This is a genomic window from Ruegeria sp. YTSC004, from assembly GCF_059609805.1.
Genome location: NZ_JBXWMJ010000013.1, coordinates 30,081 through 54,690 on the forward strand (window position 1 = coordinate 30,081; position 24,610 = coordinate 54,690).

Annotated in this window: 19 protein-coding genes and 1 pseudogene; 17 read left to right on the forward strand and 3 right to left on the reverse strand. The window is 56.3% G+C overall.

Translation table 11 applies throughout. The annotated features are described in order from the left end of the window. Positions 1 to 29: 29 nt before the first annotated feature. From urtB to AC2FFP_RS19540, 5 genes are all read left to right on the forward strand, one after another. Complete coding sequence (gene urtB, locus AC2FFP_RS19520; RefSeq protein WP_496769455.1) at positions 30 to 1,982, forward strand: urea ABC transporter permease subunit UrtB; 1,953 nt, start codon at positions 30 to 32, stop codon at positions 1,980 to 1,982. A 3-nt stretch (positions 1,983 to 1,985) separates the two neighbouring features. Beyond that, entirely contained in the window at positions 1,986 to 3,215 is a 1,230-nt protein-coding gene (gene urtC, locus AC2FFP_RS19525; RefSeq protein WP_496769453.1) for an urea ABC transporter permease subunit UrtC, read from the forward strand. Beyond that, positions 3,212 to 3,952, forward strand: coding sequence for an urea ABC transporter ATP-binding protein UrtD (gene urtD / locus AC2FFP_RS19530; RefSeq protein WP_496769451.1), 741 nt, complete (start codon positions 3,212 to 3,214; stop codon positions 3,950 to 3,952). The genes urtC and urtD overlap by 4 nt, the downstream gene beginning before the upstream one ends. 3 nt (positions 3,953 to 3,955) lie before the next feature. Beyond that, positions 3,956 to 4,651 carry an urea ABC transporter ATP-binding subunit UrtE gene (gene urtE, locus AC2FFP_RS19535; protein ID WP_496725652.1) on the forward strand — a complete coding sequence of 232 codons (696 nt, stop codon included), beginning with the start codon at positions 3,956 to 3,958 and terminating at the stop codon, positions 4,649 to 4,651. A gap of 1,080 nt (positions 4,652 to 5,731) precedes the next feature. After that, positions 5,732 to 7,363, forward strand: a complete 1,632-nt coding sequence (locus AC2FFP_RS19540; RefSeq protein WP_496881388.1) for a bifunctional aspartate transaminase/aspartate 4-decarboxylase — start codon at positions 5,732 to 5,734, stop codon at positions 7,361 to 7,363. A gap of 107 nt (positions 7,364 to 7,470) precedes the next feature. On the opposite strand, the gene aspT is transcribed toward AC2FFP_RS19540, so the two are convergent. Continuing rightward, positions 7,471 to 9,171: an aspartate-alanine antiporter gene (gene aspT, locus AC2FFP_RS19545; RefSeq protein ID WP_496769448.1), complete on the reverse strand. Its 1,701-nt coding sequence runs from the start codon at positions 9,169 to 9,171 to the stop codon at positions 7,471 to 7,473. A 965-nt stretch (positions 9,172 to 10,136) separates the two neighbouring features. Here aspT and AC2FFP_RS19550 point away from each other — a divergent pair. From AC2FFP_RS19550 to AC2FFP_RS19605, 12 genes and pseudogenes are all read left to right on the forward strand, one after another. After that, positions 10,137 to 11,153 (forward strand): substrate-binding domain-containing protein, encoded by a 1,017-nt coding sequence (locus AC2FFP_RS19550; RefSeq protein ID WP_496725649.1) that lies wholly within the window; start codon positions 10,137 to 10,139, stop codon positions 11,151 to 11,153. Positions 11,154 to 11,173: 20 nt separating this feature from the next. Further along, positions 11,174 to 12,745: a sugar ABC transporter ATP-binding protein gene (locus AC2FFP_RS19555; protein ID WP_496881389.1), complete on the forward strand. Its 1,572-nt coding sequence runs from the start codon at positions 11,174 to 11,176 to the stop codon at positions 12,743 to 12,745. 14 nt (positions 12,746 to 12,759) lie between these two features. Then, positions 12,760 to 13,755, forward strand: a complete 996-nt coding sequence (locus tag AC2FFP_RS19560) for an ABC transporter permease (RefSeq protein WP_496769444.1) — start codon at positions 12,760 to 12,762, stop codon at positions 13,753 to 13,755. A 3-nt stretch (positions 13,756 to 13,758) separates the two neighbouring features. Further along, complete coding sequence (locus AC2FFP_RS19565) at positions 13,759 to 14,739, forward strand: sugar-binding transcriptional regulator (RefSeq protein ID WP_496845171.1); 981 nt, start codon at positions 13,759 to 13,761, stop codon at positions 14,737 to 14,739. Next, positions 14,729 to 15,724 carry an aldo/keto reductase gene (locus tag AC2FFP_RS19570; RefSeq protein ID WP_496845170.1) on the forward strand — a complete coding sequence of 332 codons (996 nt, stop codon included), beginning with the start codon at positions 14,729 to 14,731 and terminating at the stop codon, positions 15,722 to 15,724. The genes AC2FFP_RS19565 and AC2FFP_RS19570 overlap by 11 nt, the downstream gene beginning before the upstream one ends. A 61-nt stretch (positions 15,725 to 15,785) precedes the next feature. Beyond that, a complete protein-coding gene (locus tag AC2FFP_RS19575) occupies positions 15,786 to 17,525 on the forward strand; it encodes a glycerol-3-phosphate dehydrogenase/oxidase (protein WP_496881390.1) in 1,740 nt (579 codons plus the stop codon). After that, positions 17,498 to 18,340, forward strand: a complete 843-nt coding sequence (locus tag AC2FFP_RS19580) for a class I fructose-bisphosphate aldolase (RefSeq protein ID WP_496769438.1) — start codon at positions 17,498 to 17,500, stop codon at positions 18,338 to 18,340. The genes AC2FFP_RS19575 and AC2FFP_RS19580 overlap by 28 nt, the downstream gene beginning before the upstream one ends. Continuing rightward, a complete protein-coding gene (locus AC2FFP_RS19585) occupies positions 18,333 to 19,850 on the forward strand; it encodes an FGGY-family carbohydrate kinase (protein ID WP_496769436.1) in 1,518 nt (505 codons plus the stop codon). Before AC2FFP_RS19580 ends, AC2FFP_RS19585 begins: the two co-directional genes overlap by 8 nt. 47 nt (positions 19,851 to 19,897) lie before the next feature. Continuing rightward, a complete protein-coding gene (locus AC2FFP_RS19590) occupies positions 19,898 to 21,514 on the forward strand; it encodes a GMC family oxidoreductase (RefSeq protein WP_496769434.1) in 1,617 nt (538 codons plus the stop codon). A gap of 278 nt (positions 21,515 to 21,792) precedes the next feature. Then, positions 21,793 to 21,945, forward strand: a complete 153-nt coding sequence (locus tag AC2FFP_RS19595) for a transposase (protein WP_496845188.1) — start codon at positions 21,793 to 21,795, stop codon at positions 21,943 to 21,945. A 55-nt stretch (positions 21,946 to 22,000) separates the two neighbouring features. After that, positions 22,001 to 22,138, forward strand: a pseudogene (locus AC2FFP_RS19600) (IS5/IS1182 family transposase); the annotation flags it as partial. 22 nt (positions 22,139 to 22,160) lie between these two features. Then, positions 22,161 to 22,487, forward strand: a complete 327-nt coding sequence (locus AC2FFP_RS19605) for a hypothetical protein (RefSeq protein ID WP_496881406.1) — start codon at positions 22,161 to 22,163, stop codon at positions 22,485 to 22,487. 84 nt (positions 22,488 to 22,571) lie between these two features. Here the strand turns inward: AC2FFP_RS19605 and AC2FFP_RS19610 are convergent, their stop codons facing one another. Beyond that, positions 22,572 to 23,327, reverse strand: a complete 756-nt coding sequence (locus AC2FFP_RS19610) for a formylglycine-generating enzyme family protein (RefSeq protein WP_496741970.1) — start codon at positions 23,325 to 23,327, stop codon at positions 22,572 to 22,574. Positions 23,328 to 23,346: 19 nt separating this feature from the next. Continuing rightward, complete coding sequence (gene nirK / locus AC2FFP_RS19615; RefSeq protein ID WP_496881391.1) at positions 23,347 to 24,564, reverse strand: copper-containing nitrite reductase; 1,218 nt, start codon at positions 24,562 to 24,564, stop codon at positions 23,347 to 23,349. Between the last annotated feature and the right edge of the window lie 46 nt (positions 24,565 to 24,610).

Sequence of the window (24,610 nt, forward strand, 5' to 3'; positions counted from 1 at the left end):
TGCCACAAAAGACATTCGGGTTTCACCACATGGTACGACTTTTCCTTGCGGGCCTCGCAATCCTGTGCGCCTGCCTGACTGCAAACGCTCAAGAGGTCGGTCTGCAACCGATCCTGCAAGAACATCAGGAGATCATCGCCAAAAGCTCGCGTAAGACGATCAAACCGGCGATTGATGCTATTGCGTCGAGCGGTTTGCCTCAGGCGCAAGTAATGCTTGAGACATGGGCCGCCAAAAACATGTGGATGCGCAAGTCTGACGGTCTGTTCTTCGCTGGCCAGAAAGGTGAGGGGCGGTCGTATGAACTGACCGATTTCGATACAGGTGCGATCGTCGGCACCTTCGAGAAGTCCGAGCTTAAGCAGTTGAAGCCCAACAGCGGTATCCGCGCGATGATTGGGACAGCGTTGGTGCAGTTCCAACTGACCGATCCCAACCGCGCGAAGCGGCTGGCGGCCCTGCAATCCATTCAGCGTGATCTCGAAAGCGCACTATTAGAGCCGCTGCGGGCTTCGATAGACGATGAACCGGACACGGAATTGAAAGCGCAAAAACAGCGGCTTGAACGATTGCTGACGATTGGATTTGACGAAGATACCGCAGCCCGCGTGGCCGCAATCGAAGAAATGTCCGGCGATCTGGGCGTAGATGTTCGTGCCGCTTTGAACCCTTTGGTCGTCACCTCCCGGCACGCCGCTCTCGAATTGCCCACGGACCTGAACGTCGCAGTTATTCTTGAAGCGGGCTCAGAAGTCTTAACGTCCGACGAAGCATATGACTTGCTCGTTGCGGGAAACCTCGCCCCACCGCGTGTTTCAGCGGATGATATCAGAGCGGCACTATCGACTAACATTGTCGGTGGTCGTGTAGGTGACATTCCCGTCGCGCAACTGAGTTCAGATGCAATGCGCGAGCGTGCGTATGCCTCTCTGGCAGAGGCCGGGCTTGTGCCAGCCTTATTCACGGACGCAGACATTGACGCTGCAGTAAACGCGCATGTATTCTTCGAGACCTACAGCGAGTCGTCTGCTGAGGTCACCGAAGCAGCCGAGAAAACTCTGGAACAGATCGAACTGAAGGTCGGCCTGAACCAAACACTCGACCTGACGCTGGACGCGATCTCACTGGCGTCGATCTATTTCCTCGCCGCCATTGGTCTGGCCATCACCTTCGGCGTGATGGGCGTGATCAACATGGCCCATGGCGAGTTTATTATGATGGGCGCCTATACCGGCTACGTGGTGCAACAGTTTATCCCTGACCACACGCTTTCGATCGTCGTGGCAATCCCCATGGCCTTTGCCGTGACATTTGCCATGGGTGTCGCAATGGAGAGGTTGGTGATCCGCTGGCTATACGCCCGGCCGCTGGAGACACTTCTGGCGACGTTCGGTATCTCAATTGCCCTGCAGCAACTGGCCAAGAACATCTTTGGTACACAGGCTCGTCCGCTGACCGCTCCAGGCTGGCTCAACGGGGCGTGGATGCTGAACGACGTGGTCGCGATCAGCTATATCCGCATCGCGATCTTCGTGCTGGCTATGATCTTTCTGGGGCTGTTCCTCTACATCATGAAACGGACCCGGCTGGGGCTTGAGATGCGCGCGGTGACGCAGAACCCGCGCATGGCGGGGTCGATGGGGATCAATCCGGGGCGGGTGAACATGCTGACCTTCGGGCTGGGCTCGGGCATCGCCGGGATTGCGGGTGTCGCCATCGGCCTCTTTGCCAAGGTCACATCAGATTTGGGCAACGATTATATCGTACAAAGCTTCATGACCGTCGTTGTCGGCGGTGTCGGCAACATCTGGGGCGCGCTGGCGGGTGCCGGAATGATCGGCTTCCTGCAGAAAGGGATCGAGTGGATGAACCCATCGAACACCCTCGCGGCGCAAACCTACATGATCATCTTCATCATCATTTTCATCCAGTTCCGGCCAAGGGGCATCATCGCCCTCAAGGGCCGCGCGGCGGGGGATTGAGCCATGGAACGCAGCTTTATCTCCAAGAACCCATCCGTGCTGGTCTTTCTTGCCATCCTGTCCCTGTTCACCCTGAGCGTGACCATCCTGTCCGAGGGTTTCGGGATCGGCGTAATCTCGACCAGTTTCGTTAAAACACTGGGCAAGACCCTGTGCCTGTGCCTGATCGCAGTGGCGATGGATCTGGTCTGGGGCTTCACTGGCATCCTGTCGTTGGGCCACTTCGCCTTTTTCGGGCTGGGCGGCTACATGATCGGTATGTGGCTGATGTACGAGCGTACACGCCTGATCGTGGTAGACTCGCTGGCACAGGCCGAAATTCCACCGACTTCGGCCGAGGTGGTGGACGCCATCGCTACACAAGTCTTTGGCGTTGTCGGATCGTCGGAATTTCCGTTGATCTGGGCGTTTTCCCACAGCCTGACACTGCAACTGATCCTGATCGTGCTGGTCCCTGGTCTACTGGCGCTGATCTTTGGATGGTTGGCTTTCCGGAGCCGTGTCACCGGTGTGTATCTGTCGATCCTGACCCAGGCTATGACTCTGGCGCTGGCCCTGTACCTGTTCCAGAACGACAGCGGCTTGCGCGGTAATAACGGGCTGTCCGGCTTGCAGAACCTGCCAGGTGTCACCGCCTCGCAGGACGTGGTGTCGATCTGGTTCCTCTGGGCTTCAGCACTGGCGCTGGGTCTGGGCTATATGCTGGCCGCATGGATCGTGTCAGGCAAGTTCGGCTCGGTCATCCGCGGCATTCGCGATAACGAGGCACGAGTGCGCTTCCTTGGCTACTCGGTCGAGGTCTACAAGCTGGCCGTCTTCACCCTGACTGCTTGCATCGCAGCCATTGCCGGCGCGCTTTACTATCCGCAAGCTGGCATCATTAATCCCGAGGAGATGGCCCCCATCGCCTCGATCTATTTGGCCGTCTGGGTCGCCATCGGTGGACGAGGCCGCTTGTACGGCGCGGTAGTTGGCGCAGCCTTTGTCAGCCTTCTGAGCACGTGGTTCACGGGCGGGCAGGCCCCGGATATTCCGCTTGGGTTTTATACGATCAAATGGGTTGATTGGTGGCAGGTGCTACTGGGCGTAACTTTCGTGTTGGTTACGTTGTTTGCCCCTCAGGGCATCGGAGGATTGTTCGACTTGTGGACCGATCGCCGCCACCCGGACAGGCATGGGGCAAATTTGGGACCGGGTGACGGCGCTCTGCGAGAGAAGGAGGCCATGGAATGAACACTTTGCTTGAGGTTAGCGGTGTTTCGGTCACTTTCGACGGTTTCCGAGCTATCAACAACTTGTCGTTCCAGATCGGCGACGTTGAGCTTCGCGCAGTGATCGGCCCGAACGGGGCCGGTAAGACTACGTTCATGGACATCATCACAGGTAAAACCCGGCCCGATGAAGGGCGTGTCATCTGGGGAGAGAAATCCCTATCTTTGTTGGGACTTTCCGAAGCAAAAATTGCGCAGGCTGGGATCGGGCGGAAGTTTCAGAAACCAACGGTTTTCGAAGACCAGACCGTGCACGAAAATCTGCTGATGGCGCTTCAGAACAAACGTGGCTGGCTTCACGTGCTTTTCTATCGAACCACCACTGAGGATTTGCAGAAAGTTGAAGATCTGGCTGTCGAAATCGGTCTGCATCAAGACCTAAGCCGCAAAGCTGGTGAACTGAGCCACGGTCAAAAACAATGGCTGGAAATTGGCATGCTGCTGGCCCAGGAGCCACTACTCTTGCTGGTGGACGAACCTGCCGCCGGCATGACACCGCAGGAGCGCGAACACACCACCGACTTACTGGTACAAGCCGCCAAAATCCGTGCCGTTGTCGTGGTGGAACACGATATGGAATTTGTCCGACGCCTGAATTGCAAAGTCACGGTTTTACACGAAGGGTCCGCCTTGGCTGAAGGCAGTCTTGATCACGTGACATCTAACCAGGACGTCATCGACGTTTATCTAGGGCGCTAAACAATGCTGAAGCTGACGGATCTGACTTTACATTATGGGCATTCGCAAATCCTCAACGGGATTTACATGGAAGCCAGACAAGGTGAAGTGACTTGTGTCATGGGGACCAATGGTGTCGGGAAAACCAGCCTGATGAAAGCAATATCAGGTACGCATCTGCGCTCGGGTGGCAATCTGGAACTGGACGGGAAACCTTTGGGTGTCCTGCCTGCTCATCAAATGGCGTGGAAAGGCGTGGCTTATGTTCCACAAGGTCGTGAAATATTTCCTTTGCTCACAGTTCGCGAAAACCTTGAAACGGGGTACGCCTGTCTGGCAGCCAGCGAGCATTTTATTCCAAATGAAATTTTTGACATGTTCCCGGTTCTCAAGCAGATGCAAAACCGTCGTGGAGGTGACCTTTCTGGCGGTCAGCAGCAACAGCTGGCGATCGCGCGGGCACTGATCACGCGGCCACGCCTGCTGCTGTTGGACGAGCCGACCGAAGGAATTCAGCCCAACATCATCCAACAGATAGGCGAAGTCATCCGGCACCTCAGAACCACGAGCGGAATGGCAATCATCCTGGTGGAGCAATACTTTGACTTTGCCTATGACCTTGCCGACAGATTTATCGTGTTGCGACGCGGAGAAGTCTTGATCAACGGCACTAGGGAAGACGTGACACGCGATAAGTTGTTGCAGGCCGTAACTGTCTAAAGCAGATGCTTGAAATGGGTTTCAGGATTGAAGAATGAAACGCAAAACTTGGTTAAATTTAGGCTCGGGATTTGGTTTGATCCTCTGAACACGTTCAATTGAAACTGTATTCTCTTCTGAAATCCCGTCGTTCGGTGTCTCCTTCCTTGAAGGGCAAGTATATTTGATCACATGACGGACTTCATTTCGTGCTGAAGTTCGACGTAGACGCTTTCCCAGCTTTCACCGTATTTCGAGTAATGACGGCTAACTAAAAGTACCCATGTTGTGGAAGGCTTTTGAGTCGCAAATGGCAAAACCTGTGCGCAGAAGAATTTCCGCATGATTCAAAATCAATAGCTTAGCTGTCATTGAGTGGCAAAACTATGTGTCGCCCGACAGTTGGACGTCAGACGAAATTGACCTTTGCGTCATAAACTGACCCAACACCCCCTTTTTCGTTCTCCCGTAGACTGTTTCGTTTGATCTGACTTCCCTTCCGGAAATCAGGGCTGATTTGCAGATCAGACGGCGAAGCCGCCTGTTCCTGCTGATCTGCCACGTGGCGAACGCGGGAGGGGGCGAGGCAATGCTAATCGGCAGGGGTGGTGCGGCCCGCAGGCACGGCCGAGGACACGGCCGGTCTAATAGGGTTGCCCGAGGGGGAGGGCCGCGCCCTCACACTGACGGCCAGAGCGTTTGACCTGTCCAAATCCCGCTGGCCCACGAAAGGAAAATGGTGGGGAAGAAAACCCCACCGCAAGTTGCGATTGTATCATTCTGTCGAACTGAAAAAGTAACAGTCTGGCCACCAAGCTGCCGTTCGCTGCAGTTGCGGCATGGATCCTCAAAAATGGCAGCTATGCGCAGATAGAGAACTTTGCAAATGTTCGTGGGATGTCACTACCGAGCCCAAAGCCTCGGCGTAAATTCCATCACTCTGTCTGCCTTGCAAAATGGTTACGCCCAAGGCTTGTTACGAAGACTAGTAGTCTTCGGTTTTACACCGTTCCCTTCAATTAGCGTTGTTTTAATTGACACAATGCCTTGCATGCGATCCGCTAAACTACGTCATCTGTTTTAGCGCAAGGATTTGATGTCATGCCAGAATCGCTCAACCTGCATAAATTTGAAAACCTAAGTCCTTTCCAAATCAAAGACGAACTTATCAAGTTGGCGCAAAAAGAGGCGCGGCAGATGGCTCTGCCATATCTTAATGCCGGTCGAGGGAACCCTAACTGGATCGCCACTAAAGCGCGGGAGGCGTTTTTCCTTTTAGGGCAGTTCGCTATGGCAGAAGCTCAGCGCCATCGGAATGAACCGCAGGTCGGTTTGGCTGGGATGCCGCAAGGGCCAGGCTGTTATGACCGGCTAAAAGCTTATTGCGCCAAATCGGTTGAAGGAAACGGCCCTCCAGGGGCGGAAACTTTGGTGGCCGTAGTGGATTTTGCGATTGAGAGATTTGGTTTTACGCCAGACGATTTCGTGCTTGAGCTGACCGACGGTATTGTTGGCGACCATTACCCGATGCCCGACCGGTGCATGGAGCACAACGAGGCGATTGTCCACGAATACGTCATGTGGGCGATGTGCGCGGGGAACCGACCGGATGCGAAGTTCGATATCTACGCAGTTGAGGGTGGAACCGCTGCGATGTGTTACATTTTCAAGGCACTCAAGAACCAGCGGTTGCTGAATGCCGGCGACACCATTGCGTTGGGCACACCGATTTTCACGCCCTATCTGGAAATGCCGGTACTTGAGGACTACGGGCTGAACACAGTGGATGTATCTTCGAAAGAAGAGGACCACTTTCAACTGAACGACGATGATTTCGAAATTTTGTCCGACCCGAAAGTCAAAGCACTATTTCTGGTCAACCCGGGCAACCCGTCATCAGTTGCAATCAGCCCTGAAGTCACGACTCGGCTTGTCGAGTTCGTAAAGAACCGCCGCCCGGACCTGATCATTCTGACTGACGATGTTTACGGGACCTTCGTTCCAAACTTTCAGTCCATCTTGGGGCACCTGCCTGAGAATACCATCGGGGTCTATTCTTACTCCAAGTATTTTGGTTGTACCGGGTGGCGTTTGGGCGCGATTTTGGTGGCCGAGAACAACATCTTCGACAAGATGATTGCGGAGGCTCCGGACGAAACCAAGGCCGTCGTCAACGCCCGGTACGAAACGTTGACGCCCGATCCATCCTCGTTCAAGTTCATTGACCGGATCGTTGCTGACAGTCGCGATGTCGCGCTGAACCACACCGCAGGTCTATCACTGCCGCAGCAGGTGATGATGACTTTGTTTTCACTGGTCGAGCTTATGGACGAAGAGAAAGCCTATCAGAAATTCTGCTGGGGTATTCTAAAGCATCGCTTTGACGAATTGGTCGAAGGGATGGGCATCGAAGTTCCAGATAACCCGCTATTCGACAAATACTACGGTATCATCGACTTCGAATTCTGGCTCCGTAAATACGTGGGCGAAGAGGTGGTCGAATGGATTAAGGAGAATGTCCACCCGCTAGATATATCCTTCAAACTGGCTCAGGATCACGGGATCGTTTTGCTGAATGGATCGGGCTTTGAAGCGCCCAACTGGTCGGCGCGGGTATCGTTCGCCAATTTGGATGATAGTGCCTACCGCCAGATCGGAAGAGCGGTGCGCGCAGTGGCCACTGGTTACGTGCAGGCCTACCGTGCCTCGAAAGGACTGCCTTTGCACGGTTGAAATCTAGCAATAGCAATGAGGAACGGATTAGCGTGATGGTTGCCACACACGCTGATCCCACCCTTCCAAGTTAGGATCCCGGTTGTCGCGCCCATTTCCGGTTTGACTTACGGAACAAAAGCCACAACCAGCGGCCCCCAGAGCGTCAGGAAGATGTTGGCCACGGCATAGGTCATGGTGAAGGCCGGTGTGGGAGTCGAGTTTCCAGCCTTTTCCAATAGTGTCGCAAAACCGGGATTGCCCGAGCGTGATCCGGTCACAACCGCACAGGCCTCAATCGGGTTTTTTATACGCAGGGCGAAATAGTTGATTGGGAACTGCACGATCATGGGCATCAATGTAACCACTACACCCAACAGCAGCAGCGTGATCCCATATTCCTGAATCGCCTCTAGCGCGGGCTTGCCCGCATTGAGGCCAACGACACCAACGAACACAGCTAATCCAAAGCTCTGAAGGAAATTCGCGGCTCCACGGTTAATACCGCCGATCTTGGGTCGCCGGATGCGCATGTAGCCGATGATCAACCCAGTCACCAAGCAACCAAGGCCGGACCCCAAAGCCACCTTCGTTCCCGCGATGACAAAACTGATCTCTCCTATCAGATAGCCGATGGCCACGCCGATCCCCAATGCAATGAAATTGGTTACCGAGGCCGAAGGCGGAACGTAGCCCGCGACTTTCGCAACTCGGTTCAGATCGTCCTTGTGACCGACAATACTGACCTCGTCCCCTGCGTGGATCTCAGTGTTGTGCAAGACGGGGACATCATGGCCCATGCGGGTGATCTTTGAGATATGAACACCGCGCCTCTGATCCGCAGTCAGAGCCTCGCTCAATTCTGCCAACGTTTTGCCAGTCAGTTTGCGGTTGGTGACCACTACGTTACGACGTTCCTCTACAACCGTCAGTTCAGGAGGATACTCTCCGATTTCACCACTGGCGCTACGCTCGAACTGGGTCAAAGTCGCTACGAGGCCGGAGACGACCACAACGTCTCCTGCATTGACTACTGTTTCAGGATTCGGATCCACAGGAGCGCCATCGTGGAGTAACCGTTCGACGATCAGATCGCCATCATAGCCGCTTTCGATGTCTTTGACGGGTTTTCCGGCAATGGTTGCATCGGCATTTACCTGATAGGCTCGGGCGTCAAACCGGTTCATAGGAAGGAACTCACCTTCCTCTAGTTTGCGACCGCCGCCGCTGAGTTTCTGAGCCAGCTTAATCGCTTCTTTTCGCAGGTCGACACGCATGATGATTGGAATGACACTAACTGCCAAAATCGGGCCGATCGAGCCGAAGATATAAGTGACCGAGTATCCTACGGCGATGTTAGTTTTTAGCTTTTCCGCCTCATCTGCGGCCAGCCCAAGCAGATCGATGGCATTTCCAGCGGTGCCGATGATTGCAGATTGTGTCAGGCCACCAGCGGCCAATCCAGCCGCCAACCCTTTGTCCAAGCCGGCCAACCGAGCAACAACAATAACAAAAAACAACCCCCAAAGGGTCATCATAAACGCGGCAAGTAACTTGGTCAGCGCAGTTCGGTTCAAGGCCGCAAAAAATTGAGGCCCGCCATTATAGCCAACCATAAAAATGAAGAGGGAAAAGAATACATTCTGAACATCGGTGCTAAGGTTGATACCGCCGATTTGGCCAATGAAGACCGCCACCAACAACGTACCAGCGATGCCCCCCAGTTCGAACTTGCCGACCCGAAACTTCCCTACGCCGTATCCCAGACCCAGACAAAGAAACAGTGCCATGATCGGGAAGGCGCGCAGTTGTTCTGTAATCAATTCCATTGTGAAATCTCCCGCGTCCCAACGGTGGTCCTTTCCGTTCAAGATACAGCGCCTTACTGTATTGAAAACAAAAAAATTTAGACGATGGGCGTCGTGCGGGTTTTTCGAAAGTACTCGGAATAAACTTTTTCAAGGGCAGGTGCATTTGGAACCTAAAAAGCAACATTTTGGAATGTAGTCACACCATTCACTCTTTGTTTTTGGGGAGTGAGTTTTGGCCATCCCGATGGATTTTTGTGTACCCTTCGGACAAGCTGCAATTACTCACGCAAGTTGCAGCGAACGGCGTTTGTTTTTCTGACCTGCTCTGCAGGAATGAAGCCATAAGTTTGAATCTCGGGCGACTGTGTACAGGATAGCGTCTTCGTAAACGCACTTAAGTCTTCAGTCTCTTTCTCAGGCAATTCCAGTTCCGAGAGTATGGCGGCCTTGTGGACGTGCGACTTTTAGTGGGTCTATTGGAAGACAACCAACAAATTTACGCTGGAGAAAAGACGGTCATCCGGGCTGGCAGCTTTTTCCGCTGACCCGCCAAGTGTGCTTCAAATCCAATGTCCACTTCGGGCTTGATAGGGATCCAGCAAGTGGATTTCATCAGGGCCAGCGGTCAAACGCGCCGCACAAATGACCGCTACGCAAAACGATCAAAATCACAAAGAAAACCCTTGCAACACCGGAGCTGTCCACAAATTGCATTATCCGCAGGATAGATGTGTCCAGTAAACCGCCTAGATTGGCTTTTACAATAGATTGCGAAACAACCGATAGTCGGCGACACAGCGCGAGTATTTGTGAAATTTTTTTCAAGTTTTGGGAATTTTCCTAAACTTCGTTGACCAAGCGCACGCTCCACCTATGAATAAAGCTGTGCAACAAAATGCGCACACTGAAATTTCTTGCGTTCCTGATGCTGTGGAGGAAATCTATTTCAGGAGCGACGAGCAATCGACCTAGGGAGGAATTCCATGAACTATAAGAAACTCAAGACAGTTCTTGCGTCAACTGCACTCGTCGGCAGCATCTCGGCCGCAGCTCCGGCGGCGGCTGAGGGGATCATGTGCGAACCCGGTGAGACGTATATCATGAACGTCATGGTCTCGGGCCACCCCTACTGGGTGCCTGTCTACCAGGGCTTCAAACAGGCGGCCGAGGCATTCGGCTGCGAAACGGTGTTCTCGGGCACACCCGATTACGATATCACCAAACAAATCGCCTCGTTCGAACAGGATCTGGTCAAGACCCCCGCCGGTATCCTGCTGCACCCCATGCAGTCGGACCCGTTCATCGAGCCGATCAACCGGGCCATCGGCAATGGAACCGAGATCGTGACCTTTGCCGCCGACAGCCCGAACTCGGACCGGACCGCGTATATTACGTCGGACAACCTGGCCGAGGCGAAATTTGCCGCCGAAGAGATTGTCAAGCAAGTGGGTGACAGCGCGGAATATGCGGTGCTGGAGAACCCGGGCCAATCGAACCACGACCTACGCGTGACGGCCCTGGTCGCATATATGGAAGAGAATTATCCGAACATGAACCTGGTCGGTCGTCAGGCCACCAATCAGGACAGCAACGCCGCCTATCGCGCTACTGCGTCGATCATTCAGGCCAACCCGAATGTGGCCGCGATCTGGATCCCTGAGGCAGGTTCAGCCGAAGGCGCGGTTGCGGCCAAGCTGGAAGCGAACTCGGACCTGCTGATCATGCACGCGGATGTGACGCCTACAACGCTGGAACATATCAAGGCGGGCAACATTCACATGTCGTTGAACCCCAACCAGGGTGTGCAGGGCTTCATGGGCTTCATGGCGGTGCACCTGGCCAATCGGGCGGATGTCTTTGACCCGTTCAACGACTGGCAAACCAGTGGTTTCAACCCCGTTCAGATCCCGTTCATGGACAACGGCTTTGCCGTCATCACCAAGGACAATGCCGACAGCTTTGACCTGAACGTCTATATGGAAGGCCGCGATCCGGCCTGATCCCCGAAAAGGGTGCTGCCTTGCAATCGAAGGCAACGCCCACCCCAAACGAAACTGGGCGCGATGGTGTCATGCAAGACAATGTGATCCTGAAAATCTCGAACCTCAGCAAGTCCTTTGGCCCAGTCAAAGCCTTGCGCGGCGTCGACTTTGAACTGCGCAAAGGTGAGATACACGCCATCGCAGGCGAGAACGGGGCCGGTAAATCGACTTTGATGAACGTGATCGATGGCATCCTGCAACCCGATGACGGGCAGATCACGCTGGATGGCAAGCCGGTCAAGATCACCTCGCCGACAATGGCACAGCGTCTAGGTATCGGGTTTGTCCATCAGGAAATCGCCCTGTGCCCGGATGTGTCAGTCGCCGAAAACATCTTTATGGCCAAGACAAATGTCAGCAGGTCCTGGCTGATGGATTACAAAAAGCTAGAGCATGAGGCCCGCGACGTCTTTCGCCAGCTCAGCAATATTGATCCGGCCGTTTTGGTCAAGAACCTGTCGATCTCGAACCAGCAACTGGTCGAGATTGCAAAGGCGCTGACCCTTGATTGCCGTATCCTGATCCTCGACGAACCCACCGCCGCACTGACCGAGGCCGAGGCCCAAACCCTGTTCGGGATCATGCGTGATCTGGCGGATCGAGGTATTTCCATCATCTATATCTCGCACCGCATGGTCGAGATATTCGACAATTGCGACCGGGTGTCCGTGTTCCGGGATGGCCAACATATCGTGACGCAGAATGTGGCAGAGATTCAGCCCTCGGACGTGGTCAATGCCATGGTCGGACGGGTGATCGACAATTTGTATCCCGAGAAACAGACCAAAGACGAGAAATCGGACGATATCCTGTTGGATGTGCGCAACCTGACCGAGGCGACGCGGTTCCGCAATGTATCCTTCAGCCTGAAAAAGGGTGAGATTCTGGGCATCGCCGGGCTGATCGGTGCAGGCCGCAGCGAGATCGCCAAGGGTATCTGCCGTCTGGAAGGCGACATCTCGGGAGAGGTCTGGCTGAATGGCGAAAAACTAAACCTGCGCACCTATCAGGACAGTATCGCAAAGGGCATGGTCTACCTGTCCGAGGACCGCAAAGGCAACGGCGTGTTTCTGGACCTGCCGATCTCGGCCAATATTTCGGCCCTGAAGCCCGACCAGGTAGCCAATGGGCTGGGGTTGATTCAATCGGCCTCGGAGGAGGCGCAGGCCGAAGCGCTGGGTCGAAAGCTAAACTTGAAATACGGATCCCTCTCCGATCCGGTGTCGTCGCTCTCAGGTGGCAATCAGCAGAAGGTGGCGCTTGCCAAGATGTTGTCGGTGAACCCGCGGCTGATCTTTCTGGATGAACCGACCCGCGGGGTCGACGTGGGCGCAAAAGCTGAAATCCACCGCATTCTGCGGGATCTGGCGCGGGATGGCGTCGGAATCGTGGTGATCTCCTCGGAGCTGCCGGAACTGATCGGTGTGTGTGACCGGGTGCTGGTGGTGCGCGAAGGGCAAATCAGCGGTCAGGTAACGGATGAGGATATGACAGAAGAAAACATCATGCATCTGGCCTCGGTCATGGATGCGCAGGCCACTGTTGCATGAGCGGAGAAAACAAGATGGACAACACAGTGAATATGGCCCAGGCAAACCCGAGCGACAGCACCTCGCCGCTGAAACGGCTGTTTCGGATGCGCGAAACCGGGCTGATCGTGATCATTCTGGGGCTGTTCCTGATCATGTCCTTTGCCTCGCCCTACTTTCTGACCTGGGCGAATATGCGGGCCATGTCGATGGCCTTTGCGGTCGATGGCATTCTGGTGATTGGGATGACGATCCTGTTGATTTCGGGCGGGATAGACCTGTCGGTCGGTTCGGTCACGGCCTTGGCAATGGTGATCGCGGGCTGGCTGTTTCTCAGCGGAGTAGACCCCTGGGTTGCCTCAGCAATTTCCATCGCTCTGTGCACGGGGATCGGAGCTTTCATGGGGTTCTTTGTGACCCGCGTGGGTCTGCATCATTTCATCGTGTCGCTGGCCATCATGGTCATCGCGCGCGGCGCCTGCCTGTTGTTTACCGGAGGACGACCCTTGGGCCTCTATACCCTACCGCCGGAGTTCAAGTTCATCGGGCAAGGCAGCATCGGACCAGTCCCGATTGTAATCATCATCTTTCTGGTCTTTGTGATAGCCTTTGATTTCATGCTGCGTCGGACGACCATGTTCCGCAAGGTGTTCTACACCGGCAGCAACGAAAAGGCCGCCGCGTATTCCGGCATTCGGACCAAAAAGGTCATCTTCCTGACCACCACCCTGTGTTCGACCCTGTGCGGGATCGCCGGGATCATCTACATGGCGCGGTTCGGCTCGGCCCAGCCCACCTTTGGTCTGGGGCTAGAGCTGACGATCATCGCCGCCGCCGTGATTGGCGGGGCCAGCCTGAATGGCGGCTCGGGCTCGATCCTGGGTGCGATCCTCGGGGTGATCCTGCTGTCGCTGGTGTCCAGCTCGCTCGCCCTGCTGGATGTGTCGGTCTACTGGCAGGATATCATCCGCGGCTCGATCTTGCTGAGCGCGGTGACTATCGATCATTACCTCAACAAACGGCGGCGGTAGACCATGACGGATAAACAAAAGGACTTTGAACTGATCCGACAGATCCACACGGTGCTGATCTTGCATTTCATCGAAGGTCAGAAACAGTCGGACATCGCCAAGGCGCTGAACCTGTCGACGTCCAAGGTGAACCGGCTGATCACGCAGGGCCGCCGCATGGGTATGGTGAAGATCGACATCGAAACCCCGTTCCAGACGTTGATGGATCTGGAGCGCGAGCTGGCACAGACCACCGGTCTGAACGATGCAGTGGTGACGCCCTCGGTGTCGGGCAGTGTCGAGACGACGCTGCAACAGGTGGGACGCGCCGCTGCGGGTCGTCTGGTCGAGACCCTGCGCGACGGTGACGTGATTGCGATTACCGGCGGCAAGGCCGTCAGCGCCGTGGTGGAAAGCCTGGCTCCTGAACAATCCTTTGACGTGACCGTTGTGCCGCTGACCGGCGGGGTTCAGGGCAAGTATTACACGGACGTCAACCATCTGGCGACGCAGATGGCGGAACGTTTGGGCGGTCAGACGATGCTGATGCATGCGCCGCTGTTTGCCGAAAGCCAGCAACAGCGGGACATGCTGATGGACGTCGCTTCGATCCGCGACGTACTGAATCTGGCACGGCGTGCGAATGTGGCGCTGGTCGGGATCGGTTCGATAGAGCCGGAATGTTCAAGCTATTACGACCTGCATCCCGTACCGGATGCGGATCGCAAGATGCTGATTGGGATGGGTGTCGTGGCCGAGTTTCTGGCGCATCTGATCCACAGCAACGGCGCTGTATCGAACTACGCTCTGAACTCGCGTCTGGTCGCATTGCCGCCAGGTGATCTGGCCGAATGCACAAGGGTGATCGGTGTGACCGCAGGCCCGCTTAAGGTGCAGCCGATCACTGCGGCGCTGAACGGTAAATTTTTGGATTCACTGATTGTCGATGAAGAGACCGCCAAGGCGGTTCTGGAAGAAATGGAAGGAACGCAGAATGTCGCATGACATGCTGACACGTGAAATCGGCACGTCCGGGATCGAGGCCTCGGCCATCGGGCTCGGCACCTGGGCCATAGGCGGCTGGATGTGGGGTGGCACAGATGAGGCCAAATCCATCGCCGCAATTCAGGCCTCGGTCGATGCTGGCGTGACCCTGATTGATACCGCCCCGGCCTATGGGCAAGGCGTGGCCGAGGACATCGTGGGCAAGGCGCTGAAAGGCCGTCGTGATCAGGTGGTACTGGCCACCAAATGCGGGCTGGTTTGGCACACGCAGAAAGGCAACCACTTCTTCGACTATGACGGCCGACCGGTGCATCGCTATCTGGGCAAGGATGCGATCATTCATGAGGTCGAACAAAGCCTGACCCGTCTGGGGACCGACTATATCGACCACTACATCACCCATTGGCAGGACACGACGACACCGGTGGCCGAGACGATGGAGGCGCTGGAGATGCTCAAGCAGCAGGGCAAAATTCGCTCCATCGGGGCCAGCAATACTTCGTCGGACGACGTTCGCGCCTATGTCGCCGCCGGTCAGCTGGACGCCATTCAGGAAGAATATTCGATGGTCAAACGAGACATCGAAAGCAGCCTGCTACCCGTCTGCAGCGAGAACGGGGTTTCGGTGCTGAGCTATTCCTCGCTGGCGCTTGGCCTGTTGACGGGCAAGGTCGGCCCCGACCGGGTCTTTACCGGCGATGATCAGCGCAAGGACAACCCGCGCTTTTCGCAGGGCAACCGGGAAAAGGTGGCCGAGTTGATGAAAACCATAACGCCGATTGCCGAGGCGCACGGCGCGACGCCAGCGCAGACGGTCATCGCCTGGACTGTTCAGCAGCCGGGCATCACCTTTTCACTGTGTGGGGCGCGGGATGCGACGCAAGCGGCTGAAAACGCACGGGCGGGCCAATTGCGCCTGTCGGGTGAAGATATTGCGACAATCGATCAACAAGCAAAACACCACCTGAGCGATCTGGACGCCTGATCCCGGATCAAAACCAAAACACAAAGACCATTGAAACAATGTTTCAATGAACAGGAGAGTTATGTCCGATCAACGGGAACAGAACCTGGCCACCCTGCGCAGCGATGCGGCCTTTGACGCGGTCGTCATCGGCGGCGGCGTGAACGGCATCGGCGTCTATCGCGATCTGTCCCTGCAGGGTTTGCGCGTTCTGTTGGTAGAACGGAACGACTTTTGTTCAGGCTGCAGCGCCGCGCCGTCCCGGATGATCCATGGCGGGCTGCGCTATCTGGAAAACGGTGAATTCGATCTCGTGCGCGAGTCCTTACGCGAACGCGATGCTCTACTGGAAAGCGCACCGCATTTGGTGCGCCCGCTGCCCACAATGATCCCGATCACCTCTCGGTTCTCCGGAATGCTGAACGCGGCGGCCAGCTTTGTGGGCTGGAAGGGAAAACCTGCCAGCCGGGGTGCGGTTCCGATCAAACTGGGGCTGTCGCTATACGACTGGGTAACGCGTAGCCGCCGGGTTTTGCCGCGCCACGGGTTCAACTCGGCCGCGCAGACGCGGCAGACCTGGCCCGATCTGACGCCCAAGGCCACACGGTCGGCTGTTTATCACGACGCATGGATCAGCCACCCGGAACGCCTGTGCATCGAAATGCTACGCGACACCGCACGGGCCAATCGCGCCTCAGTCGCGCTGAATTATGCTGAGCTGGACCAGCGGGACGGCACCTATCACCTGCGGGATGTGCGCACGGGTGTGACGCTCCCGGTTCGGCCAAAGGTCATTGTCAACGCCACCGGCGCGTGGCTGGACGACACGATCCGCACGCTGGGCAATGGGCTGGACAAGCCACTGGTGTCCGGCACCAAGGGCTCTCACTTGATCATCGACAACCCTGACCTGCTGAAGGCACTTGGCGGACATATGGTATATTTTGAGAATACCGATGGCCGGGTGTGTATCGTGTTCCCCTATCTGGGCAAGGTTCTGGCCGGGTCGACGGATATCCGGGTTGAACGCGCCCGGCGGGTGCGCTGCGAAGATGAGGAAAGGGACTACATCCTTGAATCGCTGCGCCTTGTGTTCCCTGACCTGACGTTTTCATCCGACGACGTCGTGTTCAGCTATAGCGGTATCCGTCCCCTGCCTCACAGCGATCATGATTTCACCGGGCGGATTTCCCGCGGCCATTACACTAGGCGCCTGGATGGAGAGGTGCCGCAATTCTGCATGATCGGTGGCAAATGGACCACCTTCCGCGCCTTTGCCGAACAAACAGCCGATGAGGTGCTGGCCGAATTGGGCAAAACCCGACGCCAGTCCACACTTGGCAGTGCCATAGGTGGCGGGGCCAGTTTTCCTGCACAACCGGCAGTTCTGGAAGAGGAATTGGTGCGCCACTACCAACTCAGCACTGAACGCGCCGCGCATTTGGTGGCTCACTACGGTACGCAAGCCCGACAAGTGGCCCAAGGCAGTCCGGCGATGGCGGACACGCCCCTGGCCCCCGGTTGCCCATACACGCACACGGAAATCCGACTGCTGCTGCGTGAGGAATATACTCAAACGCTCTCTGACATCGTGCTGCGCCGGACATCGCTGGCCATTACCGGCGGGATATCGATGCAGGTCATCGACACTCTGGCCGATCTGCTGGCGCAGGAGCGAAACCTGTCCAAACAAGACCTAAAACATCAGCGCAAGGTGCTGATCAATGAATTGGCGGAGTTTCACGGCGTATCCGCCAAGACGCTGACCGCCAGAAATATCAAACGGAGTGAAGAATGCGCATTAGCAGCAAAGCCCGCATGAACCGAATGTTCACCAATGGTGGATGTCTCGACGTTGCAGTTGATCACGGGGTCTGTAACGAGCCCAGCTTTATGGTCGGTCTGGAAGACATGCCTGCAGTCATGAACACATTGATCGACGCCAAACCGGATGCGATCCAATGCGCCTATGGGCAAGCAGATCTGTTGCAGAACCGCCCGGAAAAGGACAAGCCAGCGCTGGTCATGCGGATCGACATGGGCAACCCGTACAATGATCAACGCCACCGTGTGATGTGGTCAATGCTGCAAAACGCTGATGAACCCATCATCGGTGCGCTGGAAATGGATGCGGCGGCCGTTGTGGTGAACCTGTTCATGCTGCCGGATGAACCCGAACTGTTTCGTCAATGCGTCGAGAACATCTCACGCGTTCGGGCTGCGTGCGACAAGTACGGGATGCCGCTGATGATCGAACCTCTGGTCATGCTGCCAAATGACATTCGCGGCGGCTATCAGGTAGACGGAAACGCGGAAAAGATTGTGACTCTGGTGCGTCTTGCCTCGGAAATGGGGGCAGATATCATTAAGGCAGATCCAACCGAGAACGCGCAGGATTTTCACCGTGTGATCGAGGCGGCCCAGGTTCCGGTTCTGGTTCGCGGCGGCGGCAAAGAGGATCTGAAGACCGTTCTGGAAAAATCGGCGGCCTTGATGGCGCAAGGCGCGCAGGGCATGGTCTATGGACGCAACATTTATCAGCATGACAACCCAAAGGCGGTTGTGTCGGCCCTGATGGCAATGATCCACAACGGCGCAAACGGCGAGGAAGCCTGGGATATCTACAACCGTGGCTGAGAAGAGCACATTTTTTCTGGGGCTGGACGCCGGGAACACCGTAATCAAGGCCGTCCTGTTTGATCAGGACGGGCATCAGGTTGCGGTGCACGCGCTGGACGGGCAGTCCTCGACGCCCGAGCCGGGATTTGTCGAACGTGACCTGAATGAGCTTTGGGCCAACGCGCGTGACGCAATTGGCGGCTGTATCGCCAAAGCCGGCATTCAAGCGGATCAGATTGCCGGTGTTGGATGTGCGGGCCATGGCAACGGGCTCTATCTGCTGGATCGGGCAGGGAGCCCGCTGATCGGCATTCAATCGCTGGACACCCGTGCCGCGGATCTGGCGGCAGAGCTTTCCGCGGCCAACGGGGATAGATTGCACGAGATTTGCCTGCAATACCCCTGGCCCTCGCAAACTCCGGTTTTGCTGGCCTGGATCAAGCGGCACCGGCCCGAGATTTACGACCGCACACAGACCATAATGCTGTGCAAGGACTTCATCACCTTCAAACTGACCGGTCAGCGAGTCAGCGATCTGTCTGACATGTCCGGCTGCGGTCTGACCCGAATGCCGGACTGTGTCTATGACGACGAGCTGCTGACGCTCTATGGTCTGTCGGATGCGCGCGAATTCCTTCCGCGTCTCATCGACCCCGGAGAGGTTGCCGGTGCTGTGACCGACGAAGCCGCCGCCGCAACCGGCCTGGCACCCGGAACCCCGGTGATCGGCGGGTTTTTCGACGTGATCTCAAGCGCCATGGGGTCAGGTGTGGTTGCCGCGGGCGAGGCTTCGATCATCGCCGGAACCTGGAGCATCAATCAGGTGTTCTCAGCAGCGCCGGTCAACGACCGGAACGTCTTTATGGCCTCGTGCTTTGGCCAGGATCGTTTCGTCAATATCGAATCCAGTGCGACATCGGCGGCCAATCTGGAATGGTACGTGCGCGAGCTGGTTGAACGCGGCGGGCATCACGATGACCCGTTCGGTTATTGCAATGCGCAGGTCGGGCGGGTAACACCCCGGGCAGATGATCCGTTCTTTCACCCCTTCCTCTATGGCTCAGGTCAGGGCGCATCGTTCCGTGCCGGGTTTTACGGGCTGGCTGGCTGGCATGGCGAAGGCCATATGCTGCGCGCCCTGTTCGAAGGTGTGATGTTCGAACACCGCCGCCATATCGGAGTACTGGAACAAGCGGGTGTTTCGCTTGATCGGGCCATTCTTTCGGGTGGTGGTTCGCGCAGTCCGCATTGGCCGCAAATGTTTGCCGATTGTTTGGGTTTTCCGATCACCGTGGCCGAAGCCCGCGAGACCGGCGCTCTGGGCGCGGCTATCGGCGCGGCCCGTGCTGTGGGCGAGGTAGGAACCTATGAGGAAGGGATCGCCCGGATGACACGCGTTAAACAGGTTTTTGAACCCGACCCGGGCATGCACACCCACTATGGCGACCGATACGACACTTATCTGGATCTGATCGAAACGATGCAGGGCTTCTGGTCGCGCGCGCACATGCGGCAAGACCGACCCTGAAACTACGCTATGATCGGCACACAAATAACAGGCAATCGAGATTGACCATGACACAGGCAACACGCCTTGATGGCGACTATGACTATATCATCGTCGGGGCCGGGACCGCGGGATGCGTGCTGGCAAACCGGCTGACCGAAGACCCCGACACGCGTGTATTGCTGCTAGAGGCCGGAAAATCCGACAATTACCACTGGGTGCATATACCGGTGGGTTACCTCTATTGCATCGGCAATCCCCGCACCGACTGGATGATGAAAACCGCGCCCGAGCCCGGCCTGAACGGGCGGTCTCTAGTCTATCCGCGTGGTAAGGTGCTCGGGGGCTGCTCGTCGGTCAACGGCATGATCTATATGCGCGGGCAAGCGGCGGATTACGATCACTGGCGACAGATGGGCAATACAGGCTGGGGCTGGGATGACGTTCTGCCCTATTTCCTGAAATCCGAGGACCACCACGGCGGCGACACCGATGTGCATCGCAGCGGGGGTGAGTGGAAGGTTCAGAAACAAAAGCTCAGCTGGGACATCCTGAAGGCGGTTCAGGACGGAGCAAAAGAATTCGGTATTCAGCCGCGCGACGATTTCAACGATGGCGACAACGAAGGGTCGGGTTTTTTTGAAGTGAATCAGAAGAACGGCGTGCGTTGGAACACCGCCAAAGCCTTTCTGCGCCCGGCCTCTAAGCGCCCGAACCTGCGGGTGATAACCCAGGCCACCAGCGACCGCCTGATCCTGGACGGTAAATCCGTGCGCGGCGTCCGGTTTCGCCACAAGGGGCGAGTGTTGGAGGCACTTGCGGGGCATGAGGTGCTGTTGACTGCGGGTGCGATAAACTCACCAAAGATATTGGAGCTTTCAGGGATCGGTCGCGGCGATGTGCTCAGTTCGCTGGGCATCGACCTTCTGCACGAAAGCAACGGCGTCGGAGAGAACCTGCAGGACCATCTGCAGATCCGAACCGTGTACAAAGTGAAGAACGCTAAAACGTTGAACACGATGGCGAATTCCATCTTGGGCAAGGCTCGGATTGCTTTGCAATACGGGCTGACCCAATCAGGCCCAATGTCGATGGCACCCAGCCAATTCGGGATGTTCACCAAATCCGATCCCGCGCTGGAAACGCCGGATCTGGAATATCACGTCCAGCCTTTGTCAACCGACAAGCTAGGCGATCCGCTGCATCCCTTTCCCGCCATCACCGTGTCAGTCTGTAACCTGCGTCCCGAAAGTATCGGCAGCAGCCATATCCAAAGCCGCGACCTGGATCAGCAACCCGATATCCGGCTGAACTACCTTTCCGCTGCACGGGATCGATCGGTTGCCGTCAAGTCGGTCCAACAGACCCGCCGGATTATGACGGCCAAAGCACTTGAACCTTACCAGCCGCAAGAGATTCTGCCCGGCCCGGCCATTCAGGATGAACCGGATCTGATAAATGCCGTCGGAGATATCGCAACAACGATCTTTCACCCGGTTGGTACGTGTAAAATGGGACAGGACGACAAAGCGGTCGTGGATCCGCAATTGCGTGTAGTGGGTGTGACGGGACTGCGCGTCGTAGATGCATCGATCATGCCAAAGATCGTGTCGGGAAATACCGCCTCTCCGGTCATTATGGTCGCCGAGAAAGCAGCTGACCTAATCAGGAAATCCAGGGCATAACGGGGTTAGGTTTGGAAAGTGGATCCGCTGCGACCCTGTTTCAGGGAGCGTCTGCACAGAGTATTCCCTGGGTTTTCTGTGATGTGAGCGATGATAGATGCCCCACAAGTATCAATGATACCTGTCGGGACAAGTTTGAAAAAGCACGGTATCGGGTGGTGAATGCATTAGAGTTCAACGAAAGCCTTCGGCAACGCGGTGACTTGACGACTTGGGTTTCAGGTGATCTGGCCAAGACATGGTCGCCGCCACGGTGCAGGTCTCGCTGAGGATAGGCGATTTATTCGGACGTAGCGATCGAGATTTGCCTCACTTTGTGGGTCGTGTTTCGGCTTGCCTTGAGACAATCGCTGGGCTTTATGCGATCGCTTTCCAAGCTGATGGCTGGATCTTGTGGTGCCGGATTACTCGACGCGATCACGATGCGGTAAGGGGCTGATAGTGGCCCCAAACCGGCGCGCTTCAGAAAAGCCGATCACCCTGAGTGTGGATAGTACCGATCTGAAAATTCATACCGACCGGAGCCGGCATGAAGAAAAGCACGGTGCTAAGAACACCTGCCAAACATGCCGCAAACTCCACATCTCCCTTGACCCAGAAACCGGCGATATCGCCGCGGAGGAGTTGACCACTGAACATGCGGGCGATGAAACTGCTGTCCCGGATTTGCTCGCCAGCATTGAAACCGGTGTGGGCTGTTGCTTCGCGGAAGAACGCGGTTCACGGGGCGAATGCACAGCGCAATCAACACATCACTGCCATCGCCGAACATGGTAGAATGAAGTGGCAAACCAAGGCAGGATACAATCAAAGGTCAAAGGTTGAAGCCCAGATCGGCAGTTGGACACAAGTACTCAGCAATCGCCTGCAAGCGTGCGATTTCGACAATCAAAGATCTGAAGCGAAAATTGCATCAACAGCGCTCAACCGCATAGCAGCTCTCGGTCGTGCGGCGTATGAGCGGGTCTTCTGAAGTGATGGACAATGGGGTCAATCCGCCTCAATCGTGATCCATGCAACACGGTCGCGGGGCTCTTTGGCAAACAATGCCTGTGAATTAATTTTCTGTATCTACGTCCGAAACCAGACGCATGCCGAGGTGTGCCGGGGGTGCGCCGACGGCGCAACCGCCTCGTGCCGGATCGCGCACGAGGAAAGGCACCGCTGCGACATGCTCACCACCGACAAAAAAGGCGGGGCATCGATCAGGGTCGATGTCTTCGCTTGCCCCAGCATAACAGTCCTGAGTCCATTCCCAGACGCTGCCGTCCAGATCAGCGATCCCGTGCAGTGATATCGAAAAGCTGCCTTGCGGTTTCAGAGCACGTGGAGCGAGCCCTTCGGTCAGATAACTTGAGGCCCATGTTAGTGATGGGTCGGTAAAGATCGGGTCGGGATCTTCAGGCAGAACTGACAATGCCATGTGGTTCCATTCCGCTCTTGTCGGAAGGCGGAAATCGTGACTAGTGGCGGCATTGATCCAACGCAAGTACTCGCTCACGTCTACATAATTGAGCCCGGTAGCGGGTGTTGTAGCCGGGTCGAGACCCGACCGGGTGTGTAATTTCAGCGTACAACCACCGTTTTCGTGGCACAGATTCCATTCAGTGACCGTCACTTCGTGGCGTTGAACGTAGAGCGTTTCACCGCCGGGGAAAATGACCGGATTATCGGCCATTTCGGGCATCAGTTGTGTTCGAAAGAGTGGCCCATTCAAAAACAACACACCTGCACAGATGACCACTGCCACACTCAGACCTGCCCAACCTAGATTGGTTGGATTGGTGATCCGTTGCATGGCAGTGGTTTTCATGATCTGAAGTCCAGCGGCGTTAGGTTGCAAATGGCCGGGGTGCTACAACCTGTTCCATCAGGTTGTTGTTCCAGTCCCCTTCGACAATGAAATGCGCGGTGGCCCCCAATAGCGCGGCTTCGATCAGGTTGTGGTTCACATAGGCATACACGCCTGGCTGTTCGAACGTGTACATTGCGGCAACTGCACATCCTCCGCGGACGAACCATGTTTCGACACCGGTCTGAGGCGCATCGGTGAACGAGGTCTCCCAGACATAGTTACCGTGGCCGCCGATCAGGTGCGGACGGGTGTCGCGGTTAGCCTGATTGTGAATCATCAGAACCGTCTCGCCGACGTTGAACTTCAGCGCGTTCTCGCCGGTCAGGGCACCTACCGCGCCGTTGAACACCGAATGGGTCGGGGTCAGCGTGCGCATCGCATCCAGGCTGTCGGCATAGTCGTCGCCGGCGGCCTCATAGGTCTTGTACTCGCCGTTTTCGTCCAGCGGCAAATAGTAATCCTGCTCGCCGATATAGGCGATCTTGTCATATGTCAGCGGATTGCCATCCGCGTCCTTCAGGCCGTCGCGCGGCAACACCATCACCGCACCGTTCATGCCATGGGTGACGTGATACGGAATCATCGCCCCGCCCGGCGCGCAGTGATAGGTAAAGCAGCCCGGTTTGGTCGCCTTCCAGCGCAGCACGGTTTCCTCGCCCGGATAGACATGGGTCAGGCCACCGCCGCCCAACGCACCGGTCGAAGCGTGGAAGTCGATATTGTGCTCCATCACGCTGTCTTCGGGGTTGCGCAGGGTCAGTTCGATCATGTCGCCTTCGTGGCAGATGATCAGCGGTCCTGGGACTGAACCATTGTAGGTCAGAGCCCAGACAGACGCACCGGTATCCTCGTCAACGACCATAAGACGTTCGGTTGTCTCCATGGTGATTTCGATGATCTTTGGTCCGCCTGTGGCCACCTGCTCGTGCTCTGGTGCGAAGGGGGGTGCAACGAGTTCCTGTTTAACACGGGTATAACCAGACAAATCCGCCGGTTTGGCTGTGCTGTCAGCCTTTTGTTCACCCGCAACTTTGTAGAGTTTAGCCGAGGCTGCATCTGCCTTGAGCGGCATTGGTGTACGACGAGCTGCCATGGCACCTGCGCCGGTCATAGCTGCGGCGCCTGCCAGAACCGATCCCCGCAACACATTGCGGCGGCTGGTTTTCATAAGGCCGGGGTTGATGAATTTGGTCATAGTATCCTCCTTGAGGTCGGATGTGTGCAGCGAGTAAGCATTTCGC

What these genes read in the sequence shown, in the direction of transcription:
- AC2FFP_RS19570 (WP_496845170.1), top strand. Translation starts at nt 14,729, where the DNA reads ATGTCGCATGACATGCTGACACGTGAAATCGGCACGTCCGGGATCGAG.
- AC2FFP_RS19540 (WP_496881388.1), top strand. Translation starts at nt 5,732, where the DNA reads ATGCCAGAATCGCTCAACCTGCATAAATTTGAAAACCTAAGTCCTTTC.
- AC2FFP_RS19590 (WP_496769434.1), top strand. Translation starts at nt 19,898, where the DNA reads ATGACACAGGCAACACGCCTTGATGGCGACTATGACTATATCATCGTC.
- AC2FFP_RS19575 (WP_496881390.1), top strand. Translation starts at nt 15,786, where the DNA reads ATGTCCGATCAACGGGAACAGAACCTGGCCACCCTGCGCAGCGATGCG.
- nirK (WP_496881391.1), bottom strand. Translation starts at nt 24,564, where the DNA reads ATGACCAAATTCATCAACCCCGGCCTTATGAAAACCAGCCGCCGCAAT.
- AC2FFP_RS19605 (WP_496881406.1), top strand. Translation starts at nt 22,161, where the DNA reads ATGAAACTGCTGTCCCGGATTTGCTCGCCAGCATTGAAACCGGTGTGG.
- AC2FFP_RS19610 (WP_496741970.1), bottom strand. Translation starts at nt 23,327, where the DNA reads ATGAAAACCACTGCCATGCAACGGATCACCAATCCAACCAATCTAGGT.
- urtD (WP_496769451.1), top strand. Translation starts at nt 3,212, where the DNA reads ATGAACACTTTGCTTGAGGTTAGCGGTGTTTCGGTCACTTTCGACGGT.
- urtB (WP_496769455.1), top strand. Translation starts at nt 30, where the DNA reads ATGGTACGACTTTTCCTTGCGGGCCTCGCAATCCTGTGCGCCTGCCTG.
- AC2FFP_RS19550 (WP_496725649.1), top strand. Translation starts at nt 10,137, where the DNA reads ATGAACTATAAGAAACTCAAGACAGTTCTTGCGTCAACTGCACTCGTC.
- aspT (WP_496769448.1), bottom strand. Translation starts at nt 9,171, where the DNA reads ATGGAATTGATTACAGAACAACTGCGCGCCTTCCCGATCATGGCACTG.
- urtE (WP_496725652.1), top strand. Translation starts at nt 3,956, where the DNA reads ATGCTGAAGCTGACGGATCTGACTTTACATTATGGGCATTCGCAAATC.
- AC2FFP_RS19580 (WP_496769438.1), top strand. Translation starts at nt 17,498, where the DNA reads ATGCGCATTAGCAGCAAAGCCCGCATGAACCGAATGTTCACCAATGGT.
- urtC (WP_496769453.1), top strand. Translation starts at nt 1,986, where the DNA reads ATGGAACGCAGCTTTATCTCCAAGAACCCATCCGTGCTGGTCTTTCTT.
- AC2FFP_RS19565 (WP_496845171.1), top strand. Translation starts at nt 13,759, where the DNA reads ATGACGGATAAACAAAAGGACTTTGAACTGATCCGACAGATCCACACG.
- AC2FFP_RS19560 (WP_496769444.1), top strand. Translation starts at nt 12,760, where the DNA reads ATGGACAACACAGTGAATATGGCCCAGGCAAACCCGAGCGACAGCACC.